Here is a 19,986-nt window from a genome sequence, read left to right as displayed (position 1 = left end):
GAGCGGGGACCTGGCATGACAGGTCTCCGCCTACTGCTTCAGGTCTGCGCCCACGTTTCGGGTCTCCGGTGCTCGGGGTTATCCCCTCGTGCTGGAGGTTCTTCACTCGTGTACAAGCGGAGAACCCCCAACTGCAGTGGGGAACCGGCCGTCTGCGCGGTCCTTGGTTGTGATTGGGTGAGCGGCATGGGAATCGCGGAGCTGCTCCGGCAGGTCGACGGGAGCGGGGAGTTCGGGGTCTGGCTGGGCCGGCTGGACGGTACGCCGGTGTTCGTGCACGAGGCGGAGCGGGCGCACTACTCCGCGAGCACGATGAAGCTGCCGGTGGCGATGGCGATGCTGCGCAAGGTCGACGCCGGTGAGCTGTCGATGGTCCAGCGGATCGAGGTGCACAACGACTTCGAGTCCGCGGCCGGCGGCCGGTTCGGGGTGAACCCGGACGAGGACGAGGCGCCGGAGACCTGGAAACAGCTCGGCAAGAAGGTGCCGCTCAACTGGCTGGCGACCGAGATGATCGCCCGGTCCAGCAACCTCGCGACCGACCTCGTGCTCGAACAGGTCGGCATCGCCGCCGCCCACGCCGAGCTGGCCGCGGCGACACTACCCAGCTCGCCCGCACCCGAGTCCAGGATCCAGCGCGGTATCGACGACGTCCCCGCCGCGCGGGCCGGGATCAGCAACCTGATGAGCCCGGCCGGGATGGCCGGCGTGCTCGTTGCGGTGGGCAACCAGCAGGGCGAGTCCGCCGACTACCTGCGCGAGCTGCTGGCCGGCAACCAGTGGAACGGCGAGATCCCCGCGCTGCTGCCGGCAGCCACCCGCGTCGAGCACAAGAACGGCTGGGACACCCGGATCCGGCACGACGGCGGCATCGTCCGCCCCGAGGACGCCGACCCGTTCGTGCTGGTCGTCTGTACGACGTCGGAGCTGCCCGACAGCGACGCGCAGAAGCTGATCGCCTCGATCGCGCTCGAGGCCTGGGACCACCGGCACGACCTGGAGGCAGTGCGGTGAAGATCACCACCCACCTGGTCTCGGCGCCGCTGCACACGCCGTTCGTCACGGCCCTGCGGACGGCCACCCACGTCGAGTCGCTGCTGGTCGAGATCAGCGACGGCGAGCTCAGCGGCTGGGGCGAGGCGCCCCAGGTCTGGAAGGTGACCGGCGACTCGCTGGCCGGCTCCCAGGCCTGCATCGAGGGCCCGATCAGCACCGCGCTCGGCGGCCTCGGCCCCGACGACCTCACCGAGGCGCTGCGTCGCGTGCAGCGTGCCGCGGTCGGCAACTTCGGAGCGAAAGACGCCGTCGACGTCGCGCTGCACGACCTCGCGGCCCGGCGGCGCGGGCAGACGCTGCACGGGTTCCTCGGGTCGACCACCGACGTCGTCCGGACCGACGTGACGTTGTCGGTCGGCGACGCGGACGCCTTGGCCGACGCCGGGAAGGCGCGGGTCGCGGACGGGTTCGACGTTCTGAAGATCAAGGTGGGCACCGACGCGGCCGGCGACATCGACCGCGTCCGCCGGGTCCGCTCGGCGATCGGTCCCGAACCGCGGCTGCGGCTCGACGCGAACCAGGGCTGGACGCGGCGCGACGCGGTCACCGTGATTCGGGCGCTGGAGGACGCCGGCTGCGCGATCGAGCTCGTCGAGCAGCCGGTCGCCGCGGCCGACCTCGACGGCATGGCGTGGGTGACCGACCGGGTCAGTACGCCGATCCTCGCCGACGAGTCCGTGTACGGCGTCCGCGACCTGGTCGCCGTGATCCGCCAGGGCGCGGCCGACCTGGTGAACGTCAAGCTCGCGAAATGCGGCGGGCTGGCGCCGGCGCGGACCCTGCTCGAGCTCGCCCGCGAACACGGGCTCGGCGCGATCGTCGGCTGCATGATGGAGAGCCACGTCGGCGTCGGCGCGGCGGCCGCGCTGGTGTCGGCGTACCCGACGACGGCGGTCAACGACCTGGACGCGGCCTGGTGGCTGCGCGAACCGCCGGTGACCGGCGGGATCCGGTACGACGGCTCGCTGATCCACCTGCCGTCGGCTCCCGGACTCGGCGTGACAGGCTTGACCGCATGAAGTTAGCCGCCACCAAGGTTCCGGTCAGCACGGTCTGGACCTCGCCGGACGCGCCGCGCGACATCGACGCCCCGGCAACCGCCGCCCAACCCGACGCCGCCGCCTGGGCGCGGTCGATGGACACCGAGACCCGGCTCGGCCTGCATGGCCGGACACTGACCCAACTGCTGTTCGCCGAGCCCGTCCTGGTGCGCTCGGAGCGCAACGGCTGGTCCGAGATTCTGGCGCCCTGGCAGCCGTCGTCCGAGGACGAGCTCGGGTACCCGGGCTGGGTCCCGTCGAGCCACCTGGGCGAACTGCCGCAGAGCGCCAACGATCCGGTCGCGATCGCCGTACCGACGGTTTCGCTGCTCGCCGAGCCCGGCGGCCGCCCGGTCGCCGAGCTGTCGTTCGGCACGGTGCTCGCCTCCGACGAGCACGCCGACGGGCACACGCGGGTGGCGACGCCCGACGCCGGGTCCGGCTGGCTGGCGGACGCTGCACTGCGGTCCGTGTCCGAGCCGTCCACCGCCGACGACCGGCTGCGGCTCGGCGAGCAGTTCCTCGGACTGGAGTACCTGTGGGGCGGTACGTCAGCGTACGGGCTGGACTGCTCCGGGCTGATCCACACGGTCAGCCGGGTGCTCGGTCTGCGGACGCCGCGCGACGCCCACGACCAGGCGGACGGGCTGCCGAACATCCCCATCGACGAGGCGCGGCCGGGTGACCTCTACTTCTTCGCGCGGGACGGCAACCGGGTGCACCACGTCGGGTTCGTGTCCGCGGCCGGGATGCTGCACGCGTCCGAGACCGGCAAGCGCCTGGAGAACGAGGCACTCTCCGACGACCGCCGCGCCACGCTGGTCACTGCCGCCCGCTTCTGAGCACACAGCAGATCGCCCCCGGACCGCCGACGTGGTCCGGGGGCGATTCGCTTGGTGTCAGGAGTTCTTGTGGTGCAGCTCGGGTGCCGGCTTGTCGGTCTGCTCGTCCCGGGCGGCGTCCTGGGGCCGCTCGCCCTGGTCGACCGACCGGGTCTGGCCGGTCGCCTCGGCAGCCCCCGTCTCGGTCGTCCCGGTGACCGTCTCCGCGGCGGTCGGCTCTTCCGACGACTGCAGCGTGCGGGACTTGTGCAGGCTGGCGATCGTCGTGATGCCGAGCGTGATGATGATGAAGCCGAGCGAGACCCAGATCGGGATCTCCGGCGCCCACTCGATGTGGTGACCGCCGTTGATGAACGGCAGCTCGTTGACGTGCATCGCATGCAGCACCAGCTTCACGCCGATGAACGCGAGCACCACCGAGAGGCCGAGCGACAGGTACACGAGGCGGCGGAGCAGGTCCCCGAGCAGGAAGTACAGCTGGCGCAGGCCCATCAGCGCGAAGACGTTCGCGGTGAAGACCAGGAACGGCTCCTGGGTCAGGCCGTAGATCGCCGGGATCGAGTCGAGCGCGAACAGCAGGTCGGTGGTGCCGAGCGCGATGATCACGATCGCCATCGGGGTGACGAGCCGCTTGCCGTTCTTCTTCACGGTCAGCTTGACGCCGTTGTACTCGTCGGTCGCGTTCAGCCGGCGCTTGGCGAACCGGATGACCGCGTTCTCCTTGTAGTCGTCGTCATCGTTCTCGCCCTGCTTGGCGAGGTGGATCGCCGTGTAGACCAGGAACGCGCCGAACAGGTAGAAGATCCACGAGAACTGGTTGATCGCCGCGGCGCCGACCGCGATGAACACACCGCGGAACACCAGCGCCAGGATGATGCCGACCAGCAACGCGGTCTGCTGGAACTTCCTCGGGACGCCGAACCTGGCCATGATGATCAAGAAGATGAACAGGTTGTCGACGCTCAGGCTGTACTCGGTGAGCCAGCCGGCGAAGAACTCCCCGGCGTACCGCCCGCCGGAGAAGTACCACACCCCGAGGCCGAAGATCACCGCGAGGCCGATGTAGAACGCGATCGCCGTGGCCGATTCGCGGGTGCTCGGCTCGTGCGGCCGGCGGCCGATCACGAAGACGTCGAACGCCAGCAACGCCAGCAGCAGGCCGACGGTGATGTACCAGACATAGTCAGCAACGTGCACAGAATCCTCCGGAGCTCAGACGACAAACCGACTCCGAAGGTCTCTTCCGCGTCACGCCGAGTGATCGTCCCGAGCCGGCATGCCGCCGGAGGCACCGGGTCCGGGACGAGCCCTGACCGTGATGACGATGCCGCCGCGAAAGGAATACTCCCCTTCTCCGGAACCATTCTGACGGCTGGAAGTCCAAGACTCCAAATCCAGGACGCCGTGTCCGCCTGTCGAAATGATCACAGGCGGGTCAGGGAATAGTTGCAGTCCGTGATCTATTGGCCGCCGATCAATTCCCCGCCGGCGGCCGTTGCCGCTTGGGCAGCTTCGCCACCACGGTCTCGTACGACGCGTCGACCAGCTCCAGGATCTCGTCGTCCGGCACCGCCCCGCCGAGCCGCACGGTGTTCCACCCGGAGCGGCCGATGTAGGCCATCGTGCCGACGTCGTCCGGGTAGGCGTTCACCAGCTCGTCGGCCTCCTCCCGGTTCGCCCCGCACTTCAGCCCGACGCTTCCACCTCCGAGGAACGCGAAGATCTTCGGCCCGACCTTCGCGACCACGTCCCCGTCCCACGGCTCGTCCTGCCACGCCCCGGGCTTCTTCAGGCAGTACCCGAGCAACTCCCCATCGGCCAGCCGCTTCATAGCGGGAGACAGGGCCTAGACCCGCGGAGGAGGCTGGACGACGGGCCGGACGGAACTACGCTGCTCGGCATGGGTTCTGTTGTGGTGGCCGCGGTGCAGGCCGGTTCAGTGTTGTTCGACACGGCCGCGACGCTCGTGAAGGCGGAGCGGTGGATCCGCGACGCGGCGGCGGACGGGGCGCGGTTGGTGGTGTTGCCGGAGGCGTTTCTCGGCGGCTATCCGAAGGGGTTCGACTTCGGCATCACGGTCGGGTCGCGGTCGCCGGAGGGCCGGGAGCTGTTCCGGCGGTACCGGGAGGCCGCGGTCGAGCTGGGCGGGCCGGAGGTCGCGCGGCTGGCCGAGATCGCGGCCGAGGTCGGCGTCCAGCTCGTCGCCGGGGTGATCGAGCGCGACGGCGGGACGCTGTACTGCACGGCGGTGTTCGTCGATCCGCGCGCCGGGCTGGTCGCCCACCATCGCAAGCTGATGCCGACCGCGGCCGAGCGGTACCTGTGGGGCCAGGGCGACGGGTCGACGATGCCCGCGGTCCGGACGGACTTCGGGGTGCTGGGCGCCGCGATCTGCTGGGAGAACTACATGCCGCTGTTCCGGCAGACCATGTACGCGAAAGGCGTGCAGCTGTGGTGCGCGCCGACCGTCGACGACCGCGAACAGTGGCAGGCGACGATGCGGCACATCGCGCTCGAGGGCCGCTGCTTCGTGATCAGCGCGAACCAGTACTTCACCCGCCACGACGCCGGCCACACCGGCGACGAGACCGTGCTGATCAACGGCGGCAGCACGATCATCTCGCCGCTGGGCGAGATCCTCGCCGGCCCCTTGCGCACCGGCGAGGGTGTCCTGCTCGCGGAGCTCGACCTCGCCGAGCTCGACCGCGGGTACTTCGACTTCGACTCGGTCGGGCACTACTCCCGGCCGGACGTCTTCACGCTGACTGTCGACGAATCGCCGCACCGGACCGTCGTACGCCGGAGCTGAGGCCGGCCCCGGCGCCCCGCACCGGACCGCACCGGACCGCACCGGACCGCACCGGACCGCACCGGACCGCACCGGACCGCCGGCGCTACTTCGCGCCGGCGTTCGTCATCTGGCGGAGCTCCTTCTTCAGCTCGGAGATCTCGTCGCGGAACCGGGCGGCCACCTCGAACTGCAGCTCGGCGGCGGCGTTGTGCATCTGGTCGGTGAGCTGCTGGATCAGGTCGGCCAGGTCCGACGACGGCAGGCCGCCGGCCAGCTCCTTCGCCTTCTCCCCCGCCTTCTTCCCGCCGCCCGGGACCGGCGCCTTGCCGCGCGACTGGGTGCGGCCGGAGCCGAGCAGCTCGGCGGTGTCCGCGTCCTCGCGGGCGAGCATGTCGGTGATGTCGGCGATCTTCTTCCGCAGCGGCTGCGGGTCGACGCCGTGCTCCTCGTTGTACGCGATCTGCTTCGCGCGCCGCCGGTTGGTCTCGTCGATCGCCTGCTCCATCGACGGCGTGATCTTGTCGGCATACATGAACACCTGGCCGGACACGTTCCGCGCGGCCCGCCCGATGGTCTGGATCAGCGACCGGCCCGACCGCAGGAAGCCTTCCTTGTCCGCGTCCAGGATCGCGACCAGCGACACCTCGGGCAGGTCGAGGCCCTCCCGGAGCAGGTTGATGCCGACGAGCACGTCGAACTCGCCCATCCGCAGCTCCCGCAGCAGCTCGACCCGGCGGAGCGTGTCGACCTCGCTGTGCAGATACCTGGTCCGGATGCCCATCTCGAGCAGGTAGTCGGTCAGGTCCTCGGACATCTTCTTGGTCAGCGTCGTGACCAGCACCCGCTCGTTGCGCTCGACCCGGACCCGGATCTCGTGGATCAGGTCGTCGATCTGGCCCTTGGTCGGCTTCACGATCACCTCGGGGTCGACCAGACCGGTCGGCCGGATGATCTGCTCGACGAACCCGTCGGACTTGTCCTGCTCGTACTGCCCCGGGGTGGCGGACAGGTAGACGGTCTGGCCGATCCGCTCCAGGAACTCCTCCCAGCGCAGCGGCCGGTTGTCCATCGCCGACGGCAGCCGGAACCCGTGCTCGACGAGCGTCCGCTTCCGCGACATGTCGCCCTCGTACATCCCGCCGATCTGCGGGACGGTCACGTGCGACTCGTCGATGACGAGGACGAAGTCCTCCGGGAAGTAGTCCAGCAGGCAGTGCGGCGCCGACCCCGGCTCCCGGCCGTCGGTGTGCCGCGAGTAGTTCTCGATCCCGGAGCAGGTGCCGATCTGCCGCATCATCTCGATGTCGTACGTCGTGCGCATCCGCAGCCGCTGCGCCTCCAGCAGCTGCCCGTTGCGCTCGAGCTCGGTCAGCCGCTCCGCGAGCTCGGCCTCGATCGAGGTGATCGCGCGCTCCATCTTCTCCGGCGCGGTCACGTAGTGCGTGGCGGCGCCGATGTAGACCTCGTCCTCCTCGGACAGCACCTCGCCGGTCAGCGGGTGCAGCGTCATCACCCGCTCGATCTCGTCACCGAAGAACTCCACCCGGACGGCGAGCTCCTGGTAGACCGGGAACACCTCGAGCGTGTCGCCGCGGACCCGGAACGTGCCGCGGGTGCCGGCCAGGTCGTTGCGTGCGTACTGCACGCCGACGAGCTTGCGGAGCAGGCCGTCGCGGTCCATCTCGGTGCCGACCTTCACGTGGATCATGCGGTTCAGGTACTCGTCGGCGGAGCCCAGGCCGTAGATGCAGGAGACGGTCGCGACCACGATCACGTCGCGGCGGGTCAGCAGCGACCAGGTCGCCGAGTGCCGCAGCCGCTCGACCTCCTCGTTGATCGAGGAGTCCTTCTCGATGTAGGTGTCGGTCTGCGGGACATACGCCTCGGGCTGGTAGTAGTCGTAGTACGACACGAAGTACTCGACGGCGTTGTCGGGGAAGAACTGGCGCAGCTCGTTCGCGAACTGGGCGGCGAGGGTCTTGTTCGGCTGCAGGATCAGCATCGGGCGCTGGATCCGCTCGGCCAGCCAGGCGATGGTCGCGGTCTTGCCCGTGCCGGTCGCGCCGAGCAGGACGACGTCCTGCTCGCCGGCGTTGACACGTCGCTCGAGGTCCGCGATCGCCGCGGGCTGGTCACCCGCCGGCTCGAAGTCCGACACCACTTTCAGCGGGGCGACCATCCGCTGGAGATCCGAGACCTGTCTCATGCCTCCACCGTACGGCCGCCCGCCGACAGTTTCTAAAACCCCAGGTCAGAAGCTCTTGACGACGCTGTTGTTCATGTACACGAGCTCGTTCACACGCCGTGCGTAAACGCGGGTCTCGAGGGCGGCGTCAGTGGCCGTCGTGCGGTCGAACTGGTCCTGGTAGGCGGTGACGAAGCCCTGCATCGCGATCTTCTTGCCGTTCTTCGCGACCCACACGCCTGTGTAGGTGACCGCGTAGCACGCCTTGATGTTCGGGTTCGCCGGCTTGCACGCGGTGCCCTTGCCGATCTTGACGCCCTCCATGCCGTTCGACTCGACGTCGACCAGGTGCTCGGCGAAGCCCTTCGCGTCGTACAGCTCGGTCTGCCGGACCCAGTAGTACCCGTCGATCAGGCCGCGCGCGTTGAACTGCTGGAGGATGTAGTTCTTCCCGCTCCTGGACTTGTCCGGGTCCGGCAGCCAGCCCTTGGACGGCGTGAACCAGACACCCCAGCCGACCTCGACGCCGACGTCGTTCGGGCCTTTGGAGTCGTTCGGGGTCGGCGTCGGCGAGGGCGTGTACATGGTGCGACCCACACCCGACGACGGCTCGGCGGTGGGCTGGTCGCCCTTGTCCTTGCCGTTCACCAGCAGCACGACCCCGACCGCGACCAGCAGCACCGCCACGATCGCCCCGGCCATGATGATCCACGGCGTCTTGCTCGACCGCTGCGGGTGGTTCGGCCGCTTCGGTCCGGGACCCCAGCCGCCACCGACGGGACCCTGGGGGCCCAGCGGGCCCTGGGGCGCCTGCGGCCCTGGGCCCCAACCGCCGGGAGCGGGGGCCGGCGGCGGGCCCGGGGGTGGACCGTACTGCTGACTCATAGTTGTTCCTCGCGGTAGTTCCGGGGATCCGTCACAGGCTGTCGATCACGGACTTCTTCATCGTCGCCGCGTCCGCCTCGGCCTTCGGGGCGAAGTCGGCCATGGTCCGGAAGTCCAGCGCGGTGACCACGTTGTCCTTGCGCCGGTACACCTCGACCCACCCCTTGATCTTCGACTCCGTGCCGTCGGCGGCCTTGAAGCTCGAGCTGTAGTCGATCGCGACGCACTCCACCAAGACGTCCTTCGGGCACGGCAGGTTCCGTACGTTGCCCAGCTGCGCGATCTCCTTGTCGACCTCGCCCTCGACGATGCCGAGCAGGTAGGCGTTCGCGGTGACGTTCTGCTTCTGCCGCACCCAGAAGAACGTCCGTGCCGCGGCGTCCGGGGCCGGCTTCGTGCCCGGCGGGAAGATCGCCACCTGCTTTCCGCTCTTCTCCCAGGTCACCACCGCCCAGCCCTGCACCGGGACCAGCGAGACCCCGAAGCCGACCGGAAGCGCGTTCGGCGGCGGCTGGTACGACGACTGCGGCGCGGTCGGCGTCGCGGGCGGCGGACTCGGCGACCGGCCCGGATCGGCCTTCTTGTCACCGCCGGACAGCGCCACCAGCACGACCGCTACCAGCGCGACCACCAGCAGGCCCGCGCCGATCGGGATCAGCAGCGGCGGGGACGAGGGCCGCTTCTTCTCCGGCGGCGGCCGCCGCAGCGACGGCGGCCCGACCTTGTCGCCCCATGCCGACGACGTCTGCGTCGCCGGACCGGAACCAGGTCCGGGCCCCGCCCCCGGTCCGGCGCCGGGCGTACCGCCGTCGCCCCACGGCGACGGCGGCGGTGGCACCTCCAGGTCCCACGGTGACGGCGGGAGCTGTTCCTCCTGCTCGTCGGTGTCCTGCTCCGGTCCGGGCTTGGCCACCCACGGGTTACCGGCGGAGCCCTTGTCGCGCTTTCCGCTCACTGACTCTTGACCACCGACCGCAGCATCGCCGTGGAGTCGCTCTGGATCGAGGACATCTTGTCCTTGCGTCCGTACACCCGGATGATCGTGATCACGCCGTCGTTGCGCTCGATCACGCCGACGAAGCCGACCACCGGCATGCTGCCGTTCTGGGTGGTCGCGACCCCGCCGAAGCTCTGGGTGGTGACGACCTTCACCGGGGTGTCGTCGTCCGGACCGGGCTTGGTCTCCTTCGGCGTGCCCTTCTGCACCGACGACAGCTGCTTCGTCTCGGCCGTCAGCAGCTTGGGCAGCACACTGGCTGTGTTCTCCCCCGCCCCAGCCTTCCAGCTGGCCACCATGAAGTACGCCTCGCCCTGCTTCAGCAGGTACACGCCGCTGAAGCCGTCGATGCTCTTGCGGACGTAGCCCGGCTGGGGCTTCACGTACACGCCCTCGGCGACCTCGATGCCCTCGTCGCCGCCGCCGTTCGACGGCTCGGTGCTCGGACTCGGGCTCGTGCTCGGCTCACTGCTCGGCTCGGAGCTGGGTTCCGAACTCGGCTCGCCGGTCGGTTGCGAGGTCGTCGGCGTCGGGTCCGGCCCTGCCTTGTCGTCGTCGCCGCCCTTGAAGACCAGTGCCAGGACCACGCCGATGATCGCGACCACCGCGAAGGCGCCGCCGGCGATCAGCAGCGTCTTGCCGCCGCCGCCACCACCGCCACCGCGGCGCTGCGGCTGCTGGCTGTACTGGCCGCCCCACTGCTGCTGACCACCGCCGTACTGCGGCTGTTGCCCCGGGTAGCCCTGCTGGTACTGCTGCTGGCCGGGGTATCCGTGTTGCGGCTGCTGACCGGGAAAGGTCTGCTGCTGCTGCGGGTACGGCGACTGCTGGCCGTACCCCGGCTGCTGCCCGTATCCGGGCTGCTGACCTGGCTGCTGCCCGTACCCAGGCTGCTGGCCCGGCTGCTGTCCATATCCAGGCTGCTGCCCGTAACCCGGCTGCTGCCCTTGCTGACCAGGCTGCTGGCCCGGCTGTCCAGGCGGCTGGCCGTACGGCTGCTGTCCACCACCGTACGGCGGCTGCTGGTTGCTCATGCCTGCGTCTCTCCAGTCGTCGCTTCGTACCTACTGGCGCCGGTCGGTGCTGCCACTCCGCGGGCGGACTTCGGTACGGACCGCACCGAGTTGCCGCAGGCCGAGCAGAAGTCGGAGTGCGGGAGCAGCGGCATCTCACAGCGCGAGCAGAACGCCAGGTCGCCGGACGCGTGGTTGGACCCGCCCCGGGCGGCCGACTCCAGCGCCGCCTCGAGCAGACCCTTGTGGAGCACCGTCCGGACCCTGATGATCAGCGCGCCGAGTAGCAGCAGGCCCCAGACCACACCGAGGACCGCGCCGATCGTCGAGCCGTGACCACCGACGAAACCGAGCAGGTAGACGCCGCCCTGGAACAGCGCGTTCACAGCCATCGCCTGGATCAGACCGGCCACCCAGCGCGGCGTGAAGCCGTCGTACCCCTCGCCGAGGCCGGAGAACTCCGCCCCCGCGAGACCGGTCGCCGAGCCGTACACCAGCGGCTTGATGAAGCCGTGCAGCAGCACGATCGAGATCCACGTCCCGGCACTGCTGCCCGGACCGGCGAAGCCGCCGCTGATCCAGCCCCAGTGCAGCACCAGCGTCTCGAAGCACGCGTAGCCGACACCGGCCACCACGCCGAACGTGAAGCCGTCCATCAGGTCGTCGTAGCGCGGCCGCGCGGCCAGGTAGAGCGGGCCGATCTGACGGATCAGCTCGGACACCACCGGCACCAGCAGGAGCAGGATCAGCAGGTCGCGGCCGGACGGTCCGGCGCTGTTGGCGCCGATCGTGTCCAGCGACAGCGCCAGCTTGTCCTTCCACAGCCAGGTGAAGACGGCCGCGAGGACACCGGTCAGCACGAAGGCCGCGGCGACCACGGGGATCGGCTCGTCCTCCCAGAGGTTCACGTCGTACAGGTAGATGATGTAGACGATCGGGATGGCGAAGGCCGCGATCATGATCGCCACCGGCAGCGCGCCGAGCGCGGCCGTCACCACGGTCAGCAGCAGGGCGATGCCGAGCGCGACCTTGTAGGTGTACGGCTGCTTGCCGGATCCCTGCGGCATGATCGTCGAGACCAATTTGAACGACGCCACCGGCTCATCGGGCCTGGCGGCGTACGCGTTCTTCCGCTCGGCGTCCCCGGTACGCATGTCGTTGCCACAGTGGTGGCAGTAGTGCGAGACCTCGGGGACGTCAGAGCTGCAGCGCGGACAGACCACGCCATCCTCCCAACCTCGGACGTCCGGACCGGCGCGGGTCGCGCCGTCGGTGGCCGGCCCCGGATCGACCGGGCCGGACCGGGACAGATTCTCGTACAGCCGGTCCCGGGATCATCATTTACCGCGCAGGGGTCACCTTTTCGTGTCCGGACCGTGCCCTGAACGCCGCTCGAGTGTGGCCCACACCTCGTCCAGGCGGCGCTCCAGGTCGGCGAGCGTGCCCGCGTTGTCGACCACGACGTCGGCGACCGCGAGCCGGTCCTCCCGCGACGCCTGGCTGGCGATCCGCCGCTCGGCTTCCTCGTCAGCCATTCCGCGCTGCGCGGTCAGCCGCTCGACCTGGACCTCGACCGGTACGTCGACCACCAGCACCACGTCGAAGCCGCCCGCCTGCCCGGTCTCGACCAGCAGCGGGATGTCGTGCACCACGATCGCGTCCGCGGCCGCCCCGGCCTCGATCTGCGCGGCCCGCGCCCGGACCCGGGGGTGGATGATCGCCTCCAGCCGGCGCCGGGCGGCCTCGTCGCCGAACACGATCTTCCCGAGCGCCGGCCGGTCCAGCTCACCGTCGGCCGTCAGCACGCCGGGGCCGAAGGCCGCGACCACCTCGCCCAGTCCGTCGGTCCCGCGCGCGACCACCTCCCGCGCGAGCACGTCGGAGTCGATCACCACGGCGCCGCGCGCGGCCAGCCGCGACGACACCGCGCTCTTCCCGGCACCGATTCCGCCCGTCAGTCCCACTCTCAGCACCGTCGCAGCCTACCGACCCAGCTGCCGGCCGGCTGAACAGAGGCTGAACAGGCGAAACCCCCGCACCCAGTCGGGTGCGGGGTCTCGGATGCTGCAGCTACCGGGTCAGGATCAGCCCTGGCCGGTCAGCTTCTCGCGGAGCGCCTGCAGCGCCTCGTCGGAAGCGAGCGCACCCTCGGCGGGAGCGTCGTCCTTCGGGGCAGCAGCCGAGGAGTACGACGAAGCCTCGCCGGCCTCGACGTCGGCCGTCTTGGCCTCCTCGATCTGCTTCTTGTGGGCCTCCCAGCGCGCGTGGGCCTCGGCGTACTGCCGCTCCCACTCCTCACGCTGCTTGTCGAAGCCCTCGAGCCACTCGCCCGTCTCCGGGTCGAAGCCCTCCGGGTAGATGTAGTTGCCCTGGTCGTCGTACGTCGCCGTCATGCCGTAGAGCGTCGGGTCGAAGTCGTCCGAGACCGGGTCGACACCCTCGTTGGCCTGCTTGAGCGACAGCGAGATCCGGCGCCGCTCGAGGTCGATGTCGATGATCTTGACCATGACGTCGTCGTTGACCTGGACGACCTGCTCCGGGATCTCGACGTGCCGCTCGGCCAGCTCGGAGATGTGCACCAGACCCTCGATGCCCTCCTCCACGCGGACGAACGCACCGAACGGAACCAGCTTGGTGACCTTGCCGGGCACGATCTGGCCCATCTGGTGGGTCCGGGCGAACTGCTGCCACGGGTCTTCCTGGGTCGCCTTCAGCGACAGCGAGACGCGCTCGCGGTCCATGTCGACGTCCAGCACCTCGACGGTGACCTCCTGGCCGACCTCGACGACCTCGGTCGGGTGGTCGATGTGCTTCCAGGACAGCTCCGAGACGTGCACCAGACCGTCGACGCCGCCGAGGTCCACGAACGCACCGAAGTTGACGATCGAGGAGACGACACCCTTGCGGATCTGGCCCTTCTGCAGCTGGGTGAGGAAGTTCATCCGCACCTCGGACTGCGTCTGCTCCAGCCACGCCCGGCGGGACAGGACCACGTTGTTGCGGTTCTTGTCCAGCTCGATGATCTTGGCCTCGATCTCCTGGCCGACGTACGGCTGGAGGTCGCGGACCCGGCGCATCTCGACGAGCGAGGCCGGCAGGAAGCCGCGGAGGCCGATGTCCAGGATGAGACCACCCTTGACGACCTCGATGACGGTGCCGGTGACGACGCCGTCCTCTTCCTTGATCTTCTCGATCGTGCCCCACGCCTTCTCGTACTGAGCGCGCTTCTTGGACAGGATCAGGCGGCCTTCCTTGTCCTCCTTCTGGAGAACCAGGGCCTCGACGTGGTCGCCGACGTTGACGACCTCGTTCGGGTCGACGTCGTGCTTGATCGACAGCTCGCGGGAGGGGATCACGCCTTCGGTCTTGTAACCGATGTCGAGCAGGACCTCGTCCCGGTCGACCTTGACGATGGTGCCCTCGACGATGTCGCCGTCGTTGAAGTACTTGATGGTCTGATCGATCGCCGCGAGGAAGTCTTCCTCCGACCCGATGTCATTGACCGCTACCTGCGGGGTGTTGCGCACTGCGGGGTCGAGGGGAGCCTCGATGCTGGCCGTCATGTGGTGGGTTGCTCCGTGGACTGGTGGTGTCGTGCGGTTGCGCATGGTCCTTTGGATCGCACCAAACCGCGGGATTGCCTGACGACGACAGATTCACCACCGACTGCTGCGAGCACGAGCCTGCTCCGTCCGAGGTCGCGCGGGCCCATAGCGCATCTGACAGAATACCGGTCTTCACGAAGACAGCACAACCTGGGGCACCCGGTGCCTACCGGGCGCCCGCCGAGGTCTTCCGACGTGCCATTGCTCTCAATGTACGACGCCGAGGCCGCAACGGCCGCCGGCCAGCGTGCCGGTGTCCGCCATCCGGGAGACCAGGCGGTGCGCGGCGGCCGCGATCTCATGCTCGGCGGCCCGCTGCGCGAGGTCCAGCAGCGCCCACAGGTCCGCCGCCCGGCCGAGCTCCACGAGCCGCTCCCCCAGGCCCATTCCCCGCAGCGGTTCCAGCACCGCCGCGGCCAGTACCGGGTCCTCGGCGAAGCGGAGCAGATTGCCGAGATCGGTGTACGGCGATCCGGCGTGGGCGAACTCCCAGTCGATCAGCCCGGTGATCCGCGCAGTGTCCGGGTCGACCAGCAGATTCTTCGGGTTGAAGTCGCTGTGCACCAGGCAGACCCGGTCGGCGCCGCCGGCGAGCAGCTCCTCGGCCTCGTCGATCACGGCCGCGAACCCGTCGCCCAGCTCCAGGTCCAGGCCCCCGACGTACTCCGTGAGGTCGCCGAGGCCGAACGGCTCCACGGCCAGTTCGCCGCCCCGGAACATCCCGGCCTGCAGGAACGGCATCCCGCTCAGCCGCGCCAGCACCTCCCCCAGCTGGGTTCCGGCCGTGCGGCGCTGGTCGTCCGTCGCGGTGTCCAGGAACACCTGCAGATTGACGCCGGGCAGCCGCTCGGTCAGCAGGTACGGTGGGTCCTCGTACGACCCTTCGCGCTTGAGGTCGAGCACCCGCGGCACCGGCAGCAGCCCGCGCACCAGCTCGAGCAGCGCGGCGTCCACGGGGGCCCGCTCCGGGTCCTTCGCGTAGAACTTGATGACTGCGTCCTCACCGCCGGCGCTCACCGCGAAGGTCTGCCCGCCGTACCCGCCTGTCAACGGAACGGCACTGGCCGCGAAGTCAGTCATACATCTGACACTAGAGTGTCCGGCGTGAACAGGCCGGTACGGGAAGAGCTCACCGAGGCCCAGACATCACGTGCCAGCCGTACGTACTGGGACTCGGCGGCCCCGGAGTACCTGGCCGAGCATGGTGACTTCCTCGGGGACGACCGGTTCGTCTGGTGCCCGGAGGGTGTCGACGAGGAAGCTGCCCAGCTGCTCGGACCGGTCCGTGGCAAGCGGGTCCTGGAGGTCGGCTGTGGCGCGGCGCAGTGCTCACGCTGGCTCGTCGGGCAGGGCGCCGACGTCGTTGCCTTCGACATCTCGACCGAGCAGCTCCGGATCGCGCAGCAGCTCGACGTACGCACCGGCACCGCGGTCCGCACGGTGGCGGCCGACGCCGTCGCGCTCCCCTACCGTGACACGACCTTCGACATCGCCTGCTCGGCGTTCGGCGCGCTGCCGTTCGTGGCCCATGCCGGTACGGCGTTCCGCGAGCTGGCGCGCGTCCTGAAGCCGGGAGGTCTGCTGGTGTTCTCGGTGACGCACCCGTTCCGCTGGACGATGCCTGACGATCCGTCGGCCGCCGGGTTGCGGATCACCCACTCCTATTTCGACCGGACGCCGTACGTCGAGGTCGACGCCGCCGGTACGCCGGTCTACGCCGAGCACCACCGCACCACCGGCGACTGGATCCGCGAGCTCACCGGCGCCGGCTTCGTCGTCGACGACCTGCTCGAACCGGAATGGCCTGCCGGTCACGAGCTCGTCTGGGGCGGCTGGGGACCCGAACGCGGTCCTCTCGTCCCCGGCACCGCCATCTGGACCGCTCACAAGGGACAGCGCGCATGACCCGGTTCCCGGCAGTGGACGGGCTGCGGGTCATCGCCGCGCTCGCGGTGGTCGTGTCGCAGGTCGGGCTGCACACGCAGGCGCCGTTTGCCGGTGCCGTCTCCCGGCTGGACGTCGGCTGGGCGATCTTCTGTGCGCTGTCCGGATTCCTGCTCTACCGGCCGCACGTGCTCGCCTGGTTCTCCGGCACCCTGCCGCCGCTGACTCTGCCGTACCTGCGCGGCCGGGCGCTACGCATCCTGCCGGTGCTGCTGGTCGCGGTGGTGCTGTCGATCGCTCTCGTCCCGGACCCGGCGTCCACTTACCTTCGCTGGGCCGTGCTGACGCCGCTCCCCTTCTACCTCCTGCTGCCCGGGCTAGGGCGGCTGTTGACCGGGTACGAACGTCCGACCCGCCGCAGTGTCCGCTGGCGGCTCCTCGTTCTGGTCGGTCTGACCGCCCTGGGACCAGTCTGGATGGCTGCCGTCATGGCAACAGGTCACCCCGAAGCGGGCCTCTGGCTGCCCGGGTACCTCGGCTGGTTCGCGGTCGGCATGGGTATGGCGCTGTGGCAGGTCGCCCGCGCCACAGGTCGGCTCGGCGCGTCGACACTCGACACGCTGACCAGGGTCCCGGCAACGCTCTGGGGCATCGCCGCTGCGCTCCTGTTGATCACCGCAACCCCGCTCGCGGGACCGTACGACCACTCTGTGCCGACACCGGCGCAGGCGCTCGTCAAGAACCTGATCTACACCGTGGTCGTCGCCTGTGTGCTCTTCCCGGTCCTGACACCCACAGCAAGAACGGTCCGCGTGCTGGGCGGTCGGCCGGCGCGGCTCGCCGCACCGCTCTCATACGGCGTGGTGGCCTACCAGTTAGTCGTACTGGGGCTGATCGACGGCCCGTTCGCCGTACAACTGCCGGTCACGCTGCTGGCCTCCGTTGTGCTGGCGGCTCTGAGCTACCGCCTGGTCGAGCGCCCGGTCGTGCGCTTCGGGAAGAAGACCGCGACGGCCAAGACCCCGAGCAGGGCGACCAGTCCGAGCAGCAGCCCGGCGCGGTAGGTCCGGTCCGGCATGAAGCGAGCCGTGACGACCTGCTCCGGCCCAGCCGGCAGTACCCAGGCCTGCTGCCAGCCGCCGATCCGGATCGGCGTGAGCTTCTGGCCGCTGCCGTCGTACGCCTCCCAGCCCTCGTTGTAGTTCTGCGCGACCGCCAGCACGGACGGCCCGTCCGCATCCGGCACCTCGACCGTCAGCTCGGCCGGGTTCGGGCGCCACACGTCCACGCCTTGCACCGGCGTCACGGACACGTCCCCGAATCCTGCCTTCGCCAGGGTGGTCTCGATCGGCACCACACCGCCGTTCGGGCGCACCTCCACGTGGTGGAGGCCGGACCGCAGCGGGATGGCCGACATCTGACCGCACAAGCTGAACGCGACCGGCCGTCGCCGCAGCAGGTCCTGCAAGGTCGGAGCGATCTGCGTCCGCGCCGGTACGCCGTCGATGCTGACCGACGGCCCGTTCCCGCAGTACGCCGGGACTCGGCGCTGCGGATCGACCGCCTTCCGCAGCTCGTCCGCTCCGAGCACCTCGACCTCGGTCACACCAACCGGACTGGTCCGGGCGTCCTGCAGCGGCTTCGTCGCGGTGAAGTCGATTTTCAGCGTCCGCACGTGCCTCGCCGCGAACCGGACGTACCCGCCGGCGTCGACCGTGGCGGGCAGCGGAGCGCCGCCGTCGAAGTGCAGGACGACGTCGGCCGGCCGCGACCCGTCCAGGTACGCGTCGGCCCGGAACCGCAGGCCCCGCACCTCCCTTGCCGCGGGCAACTTCAGGGTCAGGCTCGGCGCCGGGTCGTCCGGCGCCGCCAGCCAACCGGTTCCGAGGTCGCGGTCGACGGCGGCATCCGGCCGCCCCTCCGGTGCCGCCACCGCCCGGGACGAGGCCGTCGCGGTGATCGCGCCCGGCGCCGAGAACAGACGCTCGAGCGCCTCACCCTCCTGCGACAGGGCTGTCCCCCGCAGTTGGTACGTCGCCGCTTGCGGGAGCTGGACACTCCGGGTCAGGCCGTTCGGCTCGGCTGAGTCCTTGGCCTGGTCCTGGCTGCACACGGCCCGCGAGCCGACGTGGAGACAGGCCGACCGCCCGACCTGCGCGTTCCGGAGGACGATCGCACTCGGCTGCCGCTCTGTCTGCTGACCGCTGGTCGAGATGAGCGGCAGGCCGTCCAGCTTGCCTGTCGCGTCCGCGCTGAGCACCGCCGCGCCCTCGCCGCCGAGCGCGGTCACGACGGTCGGTACGTCGTCTGCGGTACCTCCGACCGCGACGAGCCGGGACCGCGGGATCAGCCGCCCCGGCGTGGTCGCTCCGACGTCGTAGATCTCCACACTCGGGTACGGCAGGCGGGTCTCTCCGGCAGGGCCGAAGTACGCGACCCGTCCGATGCCGGCGTCGGCCAGGCTCTCGTGGATCGCCAGCGCCGGCGTACCGTCCTGCCGGTCGTTGCGCACCACGACATAGCGGACGCCGTCGCGGCTCAGTTCCTGCTGCAGCGCCTGGTCGGCGACACCGGAGTCGATACGGTTCCGCGTGTCGTCCGTGAGCGCAGCCAAAGGACGCTTGACGAGGGCGGCAAGCGGCTCGTTGGAGTCGGACAGGACAAGGACGCTGCCCGGCGCGGTCTGCTCGTCGAGCCAGTTGGCCGCGTCCTCCCAATGTGCCGGGATCGCAGGGAACGCCCCGTCCGGTCGTGAGAGCACCACGGGCAACGCAGCAGCCACCGCGAGACAGGTGGCCAGCACAGGCACGACGCGGCGGTGGACGCCCCGCGACACGCTCACGTTGGTCAGGCGACGCAGATAGTGCGCAACGGCGAGGGCGAGCGGTACGCCGACCACTACGCCGGCCACTGGCGGCCAGCGCGGTCCTGGCGGGGTAGCGCCGTACCGGAGCAGCATCAGCAGCGGGACCAGCCACCAGATCGACACGGCGACGACGAAGCCCAGCCAGACAGCGGCCAGCTTCACCCTGACGCGGACCAGCAGCCAGATCGCAGGTACGACGAGGGTCGCGGCGCTCGCGACCGGATTGGCCGCACCGATCAGTGCGAACGCAACAGCCGACCAGCTGGCGCGCCACCAGCCGGAGCGGACTCGTGGCGAGACGAGCGGCAGGAGTATCCACGGAGCCATGGCCATCGGCCACACCTCGGTGGGGAGCTCACCGAACGCCCGCGGCGCCAGGGCGTACAGCAGGGCGACAGCGAGACGCGTCCACGGCACGCCGTACTGCAGGACGTTGCACAGCTTCCAGATGCCGAGGAAGGCAACGCACAGGACCAGCGACCACCACAGGCGCTGGGTAACCCAGTCCGGTACCGACAGCGCCTTCAGCAGCCAGTGAAACGGGCCGATCGGAAACAGGTAGCCGTAAGTGTCGGTCTGCAGCTGACCGAACGCACTGTGCGGATCCCACAGGTGCAGCGCCCGCGACAGGAACCCGCCAGGCCCGGCGGTCAGCTCCAGCCTGCGATCCGGAACGATCTGGCCGGGAGCATGCTGGAAGCACAGAGCGATCAGACCCAGGCATCCGAGGGCGAGCCGTGCCCGCCAGACGACCTGCTCCGAACTACCCGCTCTCAGCCTCCTCACCGGCGGGACATTAACGGATCCTGCGGCCTCGAACCG

General features: G+C 69.8%; 17 protein-coding genes. 6 read left to right on the top strand and 11 right to left on the bottom strand.

The window, feature by feature from the left end; translation table 11 throughout:
* Positions 1-186 precede the first annotated feature (186 nt).
* From AB0L64_RS15770 to AB0L64_RS15760, 3 genes are read left to right on the top strand one after another with little or no spacing between them, the layout of a single operon-like run.
* Positions 187-1,014: a serine hydrolase gene (locus tag AB0L64_RS15770; RefSeq protein ID WP_363710823.1), complete on the top strand. Its 828-nt coding sequence runs from the start codon at positions 187-189 to the stop codon at positions 1,012-1,014.
* Positions 1,011-2,075 (top strand): dipeptide epimerase, encoded by a 1,065-nt coding sequence (locus AB0L64_RS15765; protein WP_363710822.1) that lies wholly within the window; start codon positions 1,011-1,013, stop codon positions 2,073-2,075. The genes AB0L64_RS15770 and AB0L64_RS15765 overlap by 4 nt, the downstream gene beginning before the upstream one ends.
* The gene (locus tag AB0L64_RS15760; protein ID WP_363710821.1) at positions 2,072-2,938 is read left to right on the top strand and encodes an NlpC/P60 family protein; all 867 of its coding nucleotides are present in this window, start codon (positions 2,072-2,074) and stop codon (positions 2,936-2,938) included. The genes AB0L64_RS15765 and AB0L64_RS15760 overlap by 4 nt, the downstream gene beginning before the upstream one ends.
* A 57-nt stretch (positions 2,939-2,995) precedes the next feature.
* On the opposite strand, the gene AB0L64_RS15755 is transcribed toward AB0L64_RS15760, so the two are convergent.
* Both AB0L64_RS15755 and AB0L64_RS15750 read right to left on the bottom strand, forming a co-directional pair.
* Positions 2,996-4,135, bottom strand: a complete 1,140-nt coding sequence (locus AB0L64_RS15755) for a TerC family protein (RefSeq protein ID WP_363710820.1) — start codon at positions 4,133-4,135, stop codon at positions 2,996-2,998.
* Between the two features lie 277 nt (positions 4,136-4,412).
* On the bottom strand, positions 4,413-4,769 hold the full coding sequence (locus AB0L64_RS15750; protein WP_363710819.1) for an MmcQ/YjbR family DNA-binding protein: 357 nt from the start codon (positions 4,767-4,769) through the stop codon (positions 4,413-4,415).
* Positions 4,770-4,838: 69 nt separating this feature from the next.
* Between AB0L64_RS15750 and AB0L64_RS15745 the strand changes: the two genes are divergently transcribed.
* The gene (locus AB0L64_RS15745) at positions 4,839-5,747 is read left to right on the top strand and encodes a nitrilase-related carbon-nitrogen hydrolase (RefSeq protein ID WP_363710818.1); all 909 of its coding nucleotides are present in this window, start codon (positions 4,839-4,841) and stop codon (positions 5,745-5,747) included.
* An 85-nt stretch (positions 5,748-5,832) separates the two neighbouring features.
* On the opposite strand, the gene uvrB is transcribed toward AB0L64_RS15745, so the two are convergent.
* The 8 genes from uvrB to AB0L64_RS15705 form a co-directional block, all read right to left on the bottom strand.
* Positions 5,833-7,935: an excinuclease ABC subunit UvrB gene (gene uvrB, locus AB0L64_RS15740; protein WP_363710817.1), complete on the bottom strand. Its 2,103-nt coding sequence runs from the start codon at positions 7,933-7,935 to the stop codon at positions 5,833-5,835.
* Between the two features lie 45 nt (positions 7,936-7,980).
* Positions 7,981-8,799 carry a hypothetical protein gene (locus AB0L64_RS15735; RefSeq protein ID WP_363710816.1) on the bottom strand — a complete coding sequence of 273 codons (819 nt, stop codon included), beginning with the start codon at positions 8,797-8,799 and terminating at the stop codon, positions 7,981-7,983.
* 31 nt (positions 8,800-8,830) lie between these two features.
* On the bottom strand, positions 8,831-9,754 hold the full coding sequence (locus tag AB0L64_RS15730; RefSeq protein WP_363710815.1) for a hypothetical protein: 924 nt from the start codon (positions 9,752-9,754) through the stop codon (positions 8,831-8,833).
* A complete protein-coding gene (locus tag AB0L64_RS15725) occupies positions 9,751-10,830 on the bottom strand; it encodes a hypothetical protein (RefSeq protein WP_363710814.1) in 1,080 nt (359 codons plus the stop codon). Before AB0L64_RS15725 ends, AB0L64_RS15730 begins: the two co-directional genes overlap by 4 nt.
* The gene (locus AB0L64_RS15720; protein ID WP_363710813.1) at positions 10,827-11,963 is read right to left on the bottom strand and encodes a PrsW family glutamic-type intramembrane protease; all 1,137 of its coding nucleotides are present in this window, start codon (positions 11,961-11,963) and stop codon (positions 10,827-10,829) included. The genes AB0L64_RS15725 and AB0L64_RS15720 overlap by 4 nt, the downstream gene beginning before the upstream one ends.
* A 201-nt stretch (positions 11,964-12,164) precedes the next feature.
* Entirely contained in the window at positions 12,165-12,782 is a 618-nt protein-coding gene (gene coaE, locus AB0L64_RS15715; protein WP_363710812.1) for a dephospho-CoA kinase, read from the bottom strand.
* Positions 12,783-12,893: 111 nt separating this feature from the next.
* Positions 12,894-14,372, bottom strand: coding sequence for a 30S ribosomal protein S1 (gene rpsA / locus AB0L64_RS15710; RefSeq protein ID WP_363710811.1), 1,479 nt, complete (start codon positions 14,370-14,372; stop codon positions 12,894-12,896).
* A gap of 249 nt (positions 14,373-14,621) precedes the next feature.
* Entirely contained in the window at positions 14,622-15,494 is an 873-nt protein-coding gene (locus AB0L64_RS15705; protein ID WP_363710810.1) for a phosphotransferase, read from the bottom strand.
* 24 nt (positions 15,495-15,518) lie between these two features.
* Here AB0L64_RS15705 and AB0L64_RS15700 point away from each other — a divergent pair, with 24 nt between their 5' ends.
* Both AB0L64_RS15700 and AB0L64_RS15695 read left to right on the top strand, forming a co-directional pair.
* Complete coding sequence (locus AB0L64_RS15700; protein WP_359929697.1) at positions 15,519-16,319, top strand: class I SAM-dependent methyltransferase; 801 nt, start codon at positions 15,519-15,521, stop codon at positions 16,317-16,319.
* Positions 16,316-17,362, top strand: coding sequence for an acyltransferase (locus AB0L64_RS15695; RefSeq protein WP_363710809.1), 1,047 nt, complete (start codon positions 16,316-16,318; stop codon positions 17,360-17,362). The genes AB0L64_RS15700 and AB0L64_RS15695 overlap by 4 nt, the downstream gene beginning before the upstream one ends.
* On the opposite strand, the gene AB0L64_RS15690 is transcribed toward AB0L64_RS15695, so the two are convergent.
* Positions 17,260-19,950, bottom strand: coding sequence for an alpha-(1->3)-arabinofuranosyltransferase family protein (locus AB0L64_RS15690; RefSeq protein WP_363710808.1), 2,691 nt, complete (start codon positions 19,948-19,950; stop codon positions 17,260-17,262). The genes AB0L64_RS15695 and AB0L64_RS15690 overlap by 103 nt on opposite strands.
* Between the last annotated feature and the right edge of the window lie 36 nt (positions 19,951-19,986).

The organism is Kribbella sp. NPDC051936 (genome assembly GCF_040680955.1).
GTDB lineage: Bacteria > Actinomycetota > Actinomycetes > Propionibacteriales > Kribbellaceae > Kribbella.
This window is presented reverse-complemented; position numbering and strand designations above follow the sequence as displayed.

Bases quoted from the DNA above. Each gene is read 5' to 3' on its own strand.
- AB0L64_RS15725 (WP_363710814.1), bottom strand. From the start codon at position 10,830: ATGAGCAACCAGCAGCCGCCGTACGGTGGTGGACAGCAGCCGTACGGC.
- AB0L64_RS15750 (WP_363710819.1), bottom strand. From the start codon at position 4,769: ATGAAGCGGCTGGCCGATGGGGAGTTGCTCGGGTACTGCCTGAAGAAG.
- AB0L64_RS15770 (WP_363710823.1), top strand. From the start codon at position 187: ATGGGAATCGCGGAGCTGCTCCGGCAGGTCGACGGGAGCGGGGAGTTC.
- rpsA (WP_363710811.1), bottom strand. From the start codon at position 14,372: ATGACGGCCAGCATCGAGGCTCCCCTCGACCCCGCAGTGCGCAACACC.
- uvrB (WP_363710817.1), bottom strand. From the start codon at position 7,935: ATGAGACAGGTCTCGGATCTCCAGCGGATGGTCGCCCCGCTGAAAGTG.
- AB0L64_RS15695 (WP_363710809.1), top strand. From the start codon at position 16,316: ATGACCCGGTTCCCGGCAGTGGACGGGCTGCGGGTCATCGCCGCGCTC.
- AB0L64_RS15720 (WP_363710813.1), bottom strand. From the start codon at position 11,963: ATGCGTACCGGGGACGCCGAGCGGAAGAACGCGTACGCCGCCAGGCCC.
- AB0L64_RS15745 (WP_363710818.1), top strand. From the start codon at position 4,839: ATGGGTTCTGTTGTGGTGGCCGCGGTGCAGGCCGGTTCAGTGTTGTTC.
- AB0L64_RS15735 (WP_363710816.1), bottom strand. From the start codon at position 8,799: ATGAGTCAGCAGTACGGTCCACCCCCGGGCCCGCCGCCGGCCCCCGCT.
- AB0L64_RS15705 (WP_363710810.1), bottom strand. From the start codon at position 15,494: ATGACTGACTTCGCGGCCAGTGCCGTTCCGTTGACAGGCGGGTACGGC.
- AB0L64_RS15760 (WP_363710821.1), top strand. From the start codon at position 2,072: ATGAAGTTAGCCGCCACCAAGGTTCCGGTCAGCACGGTCTGGACCTCG.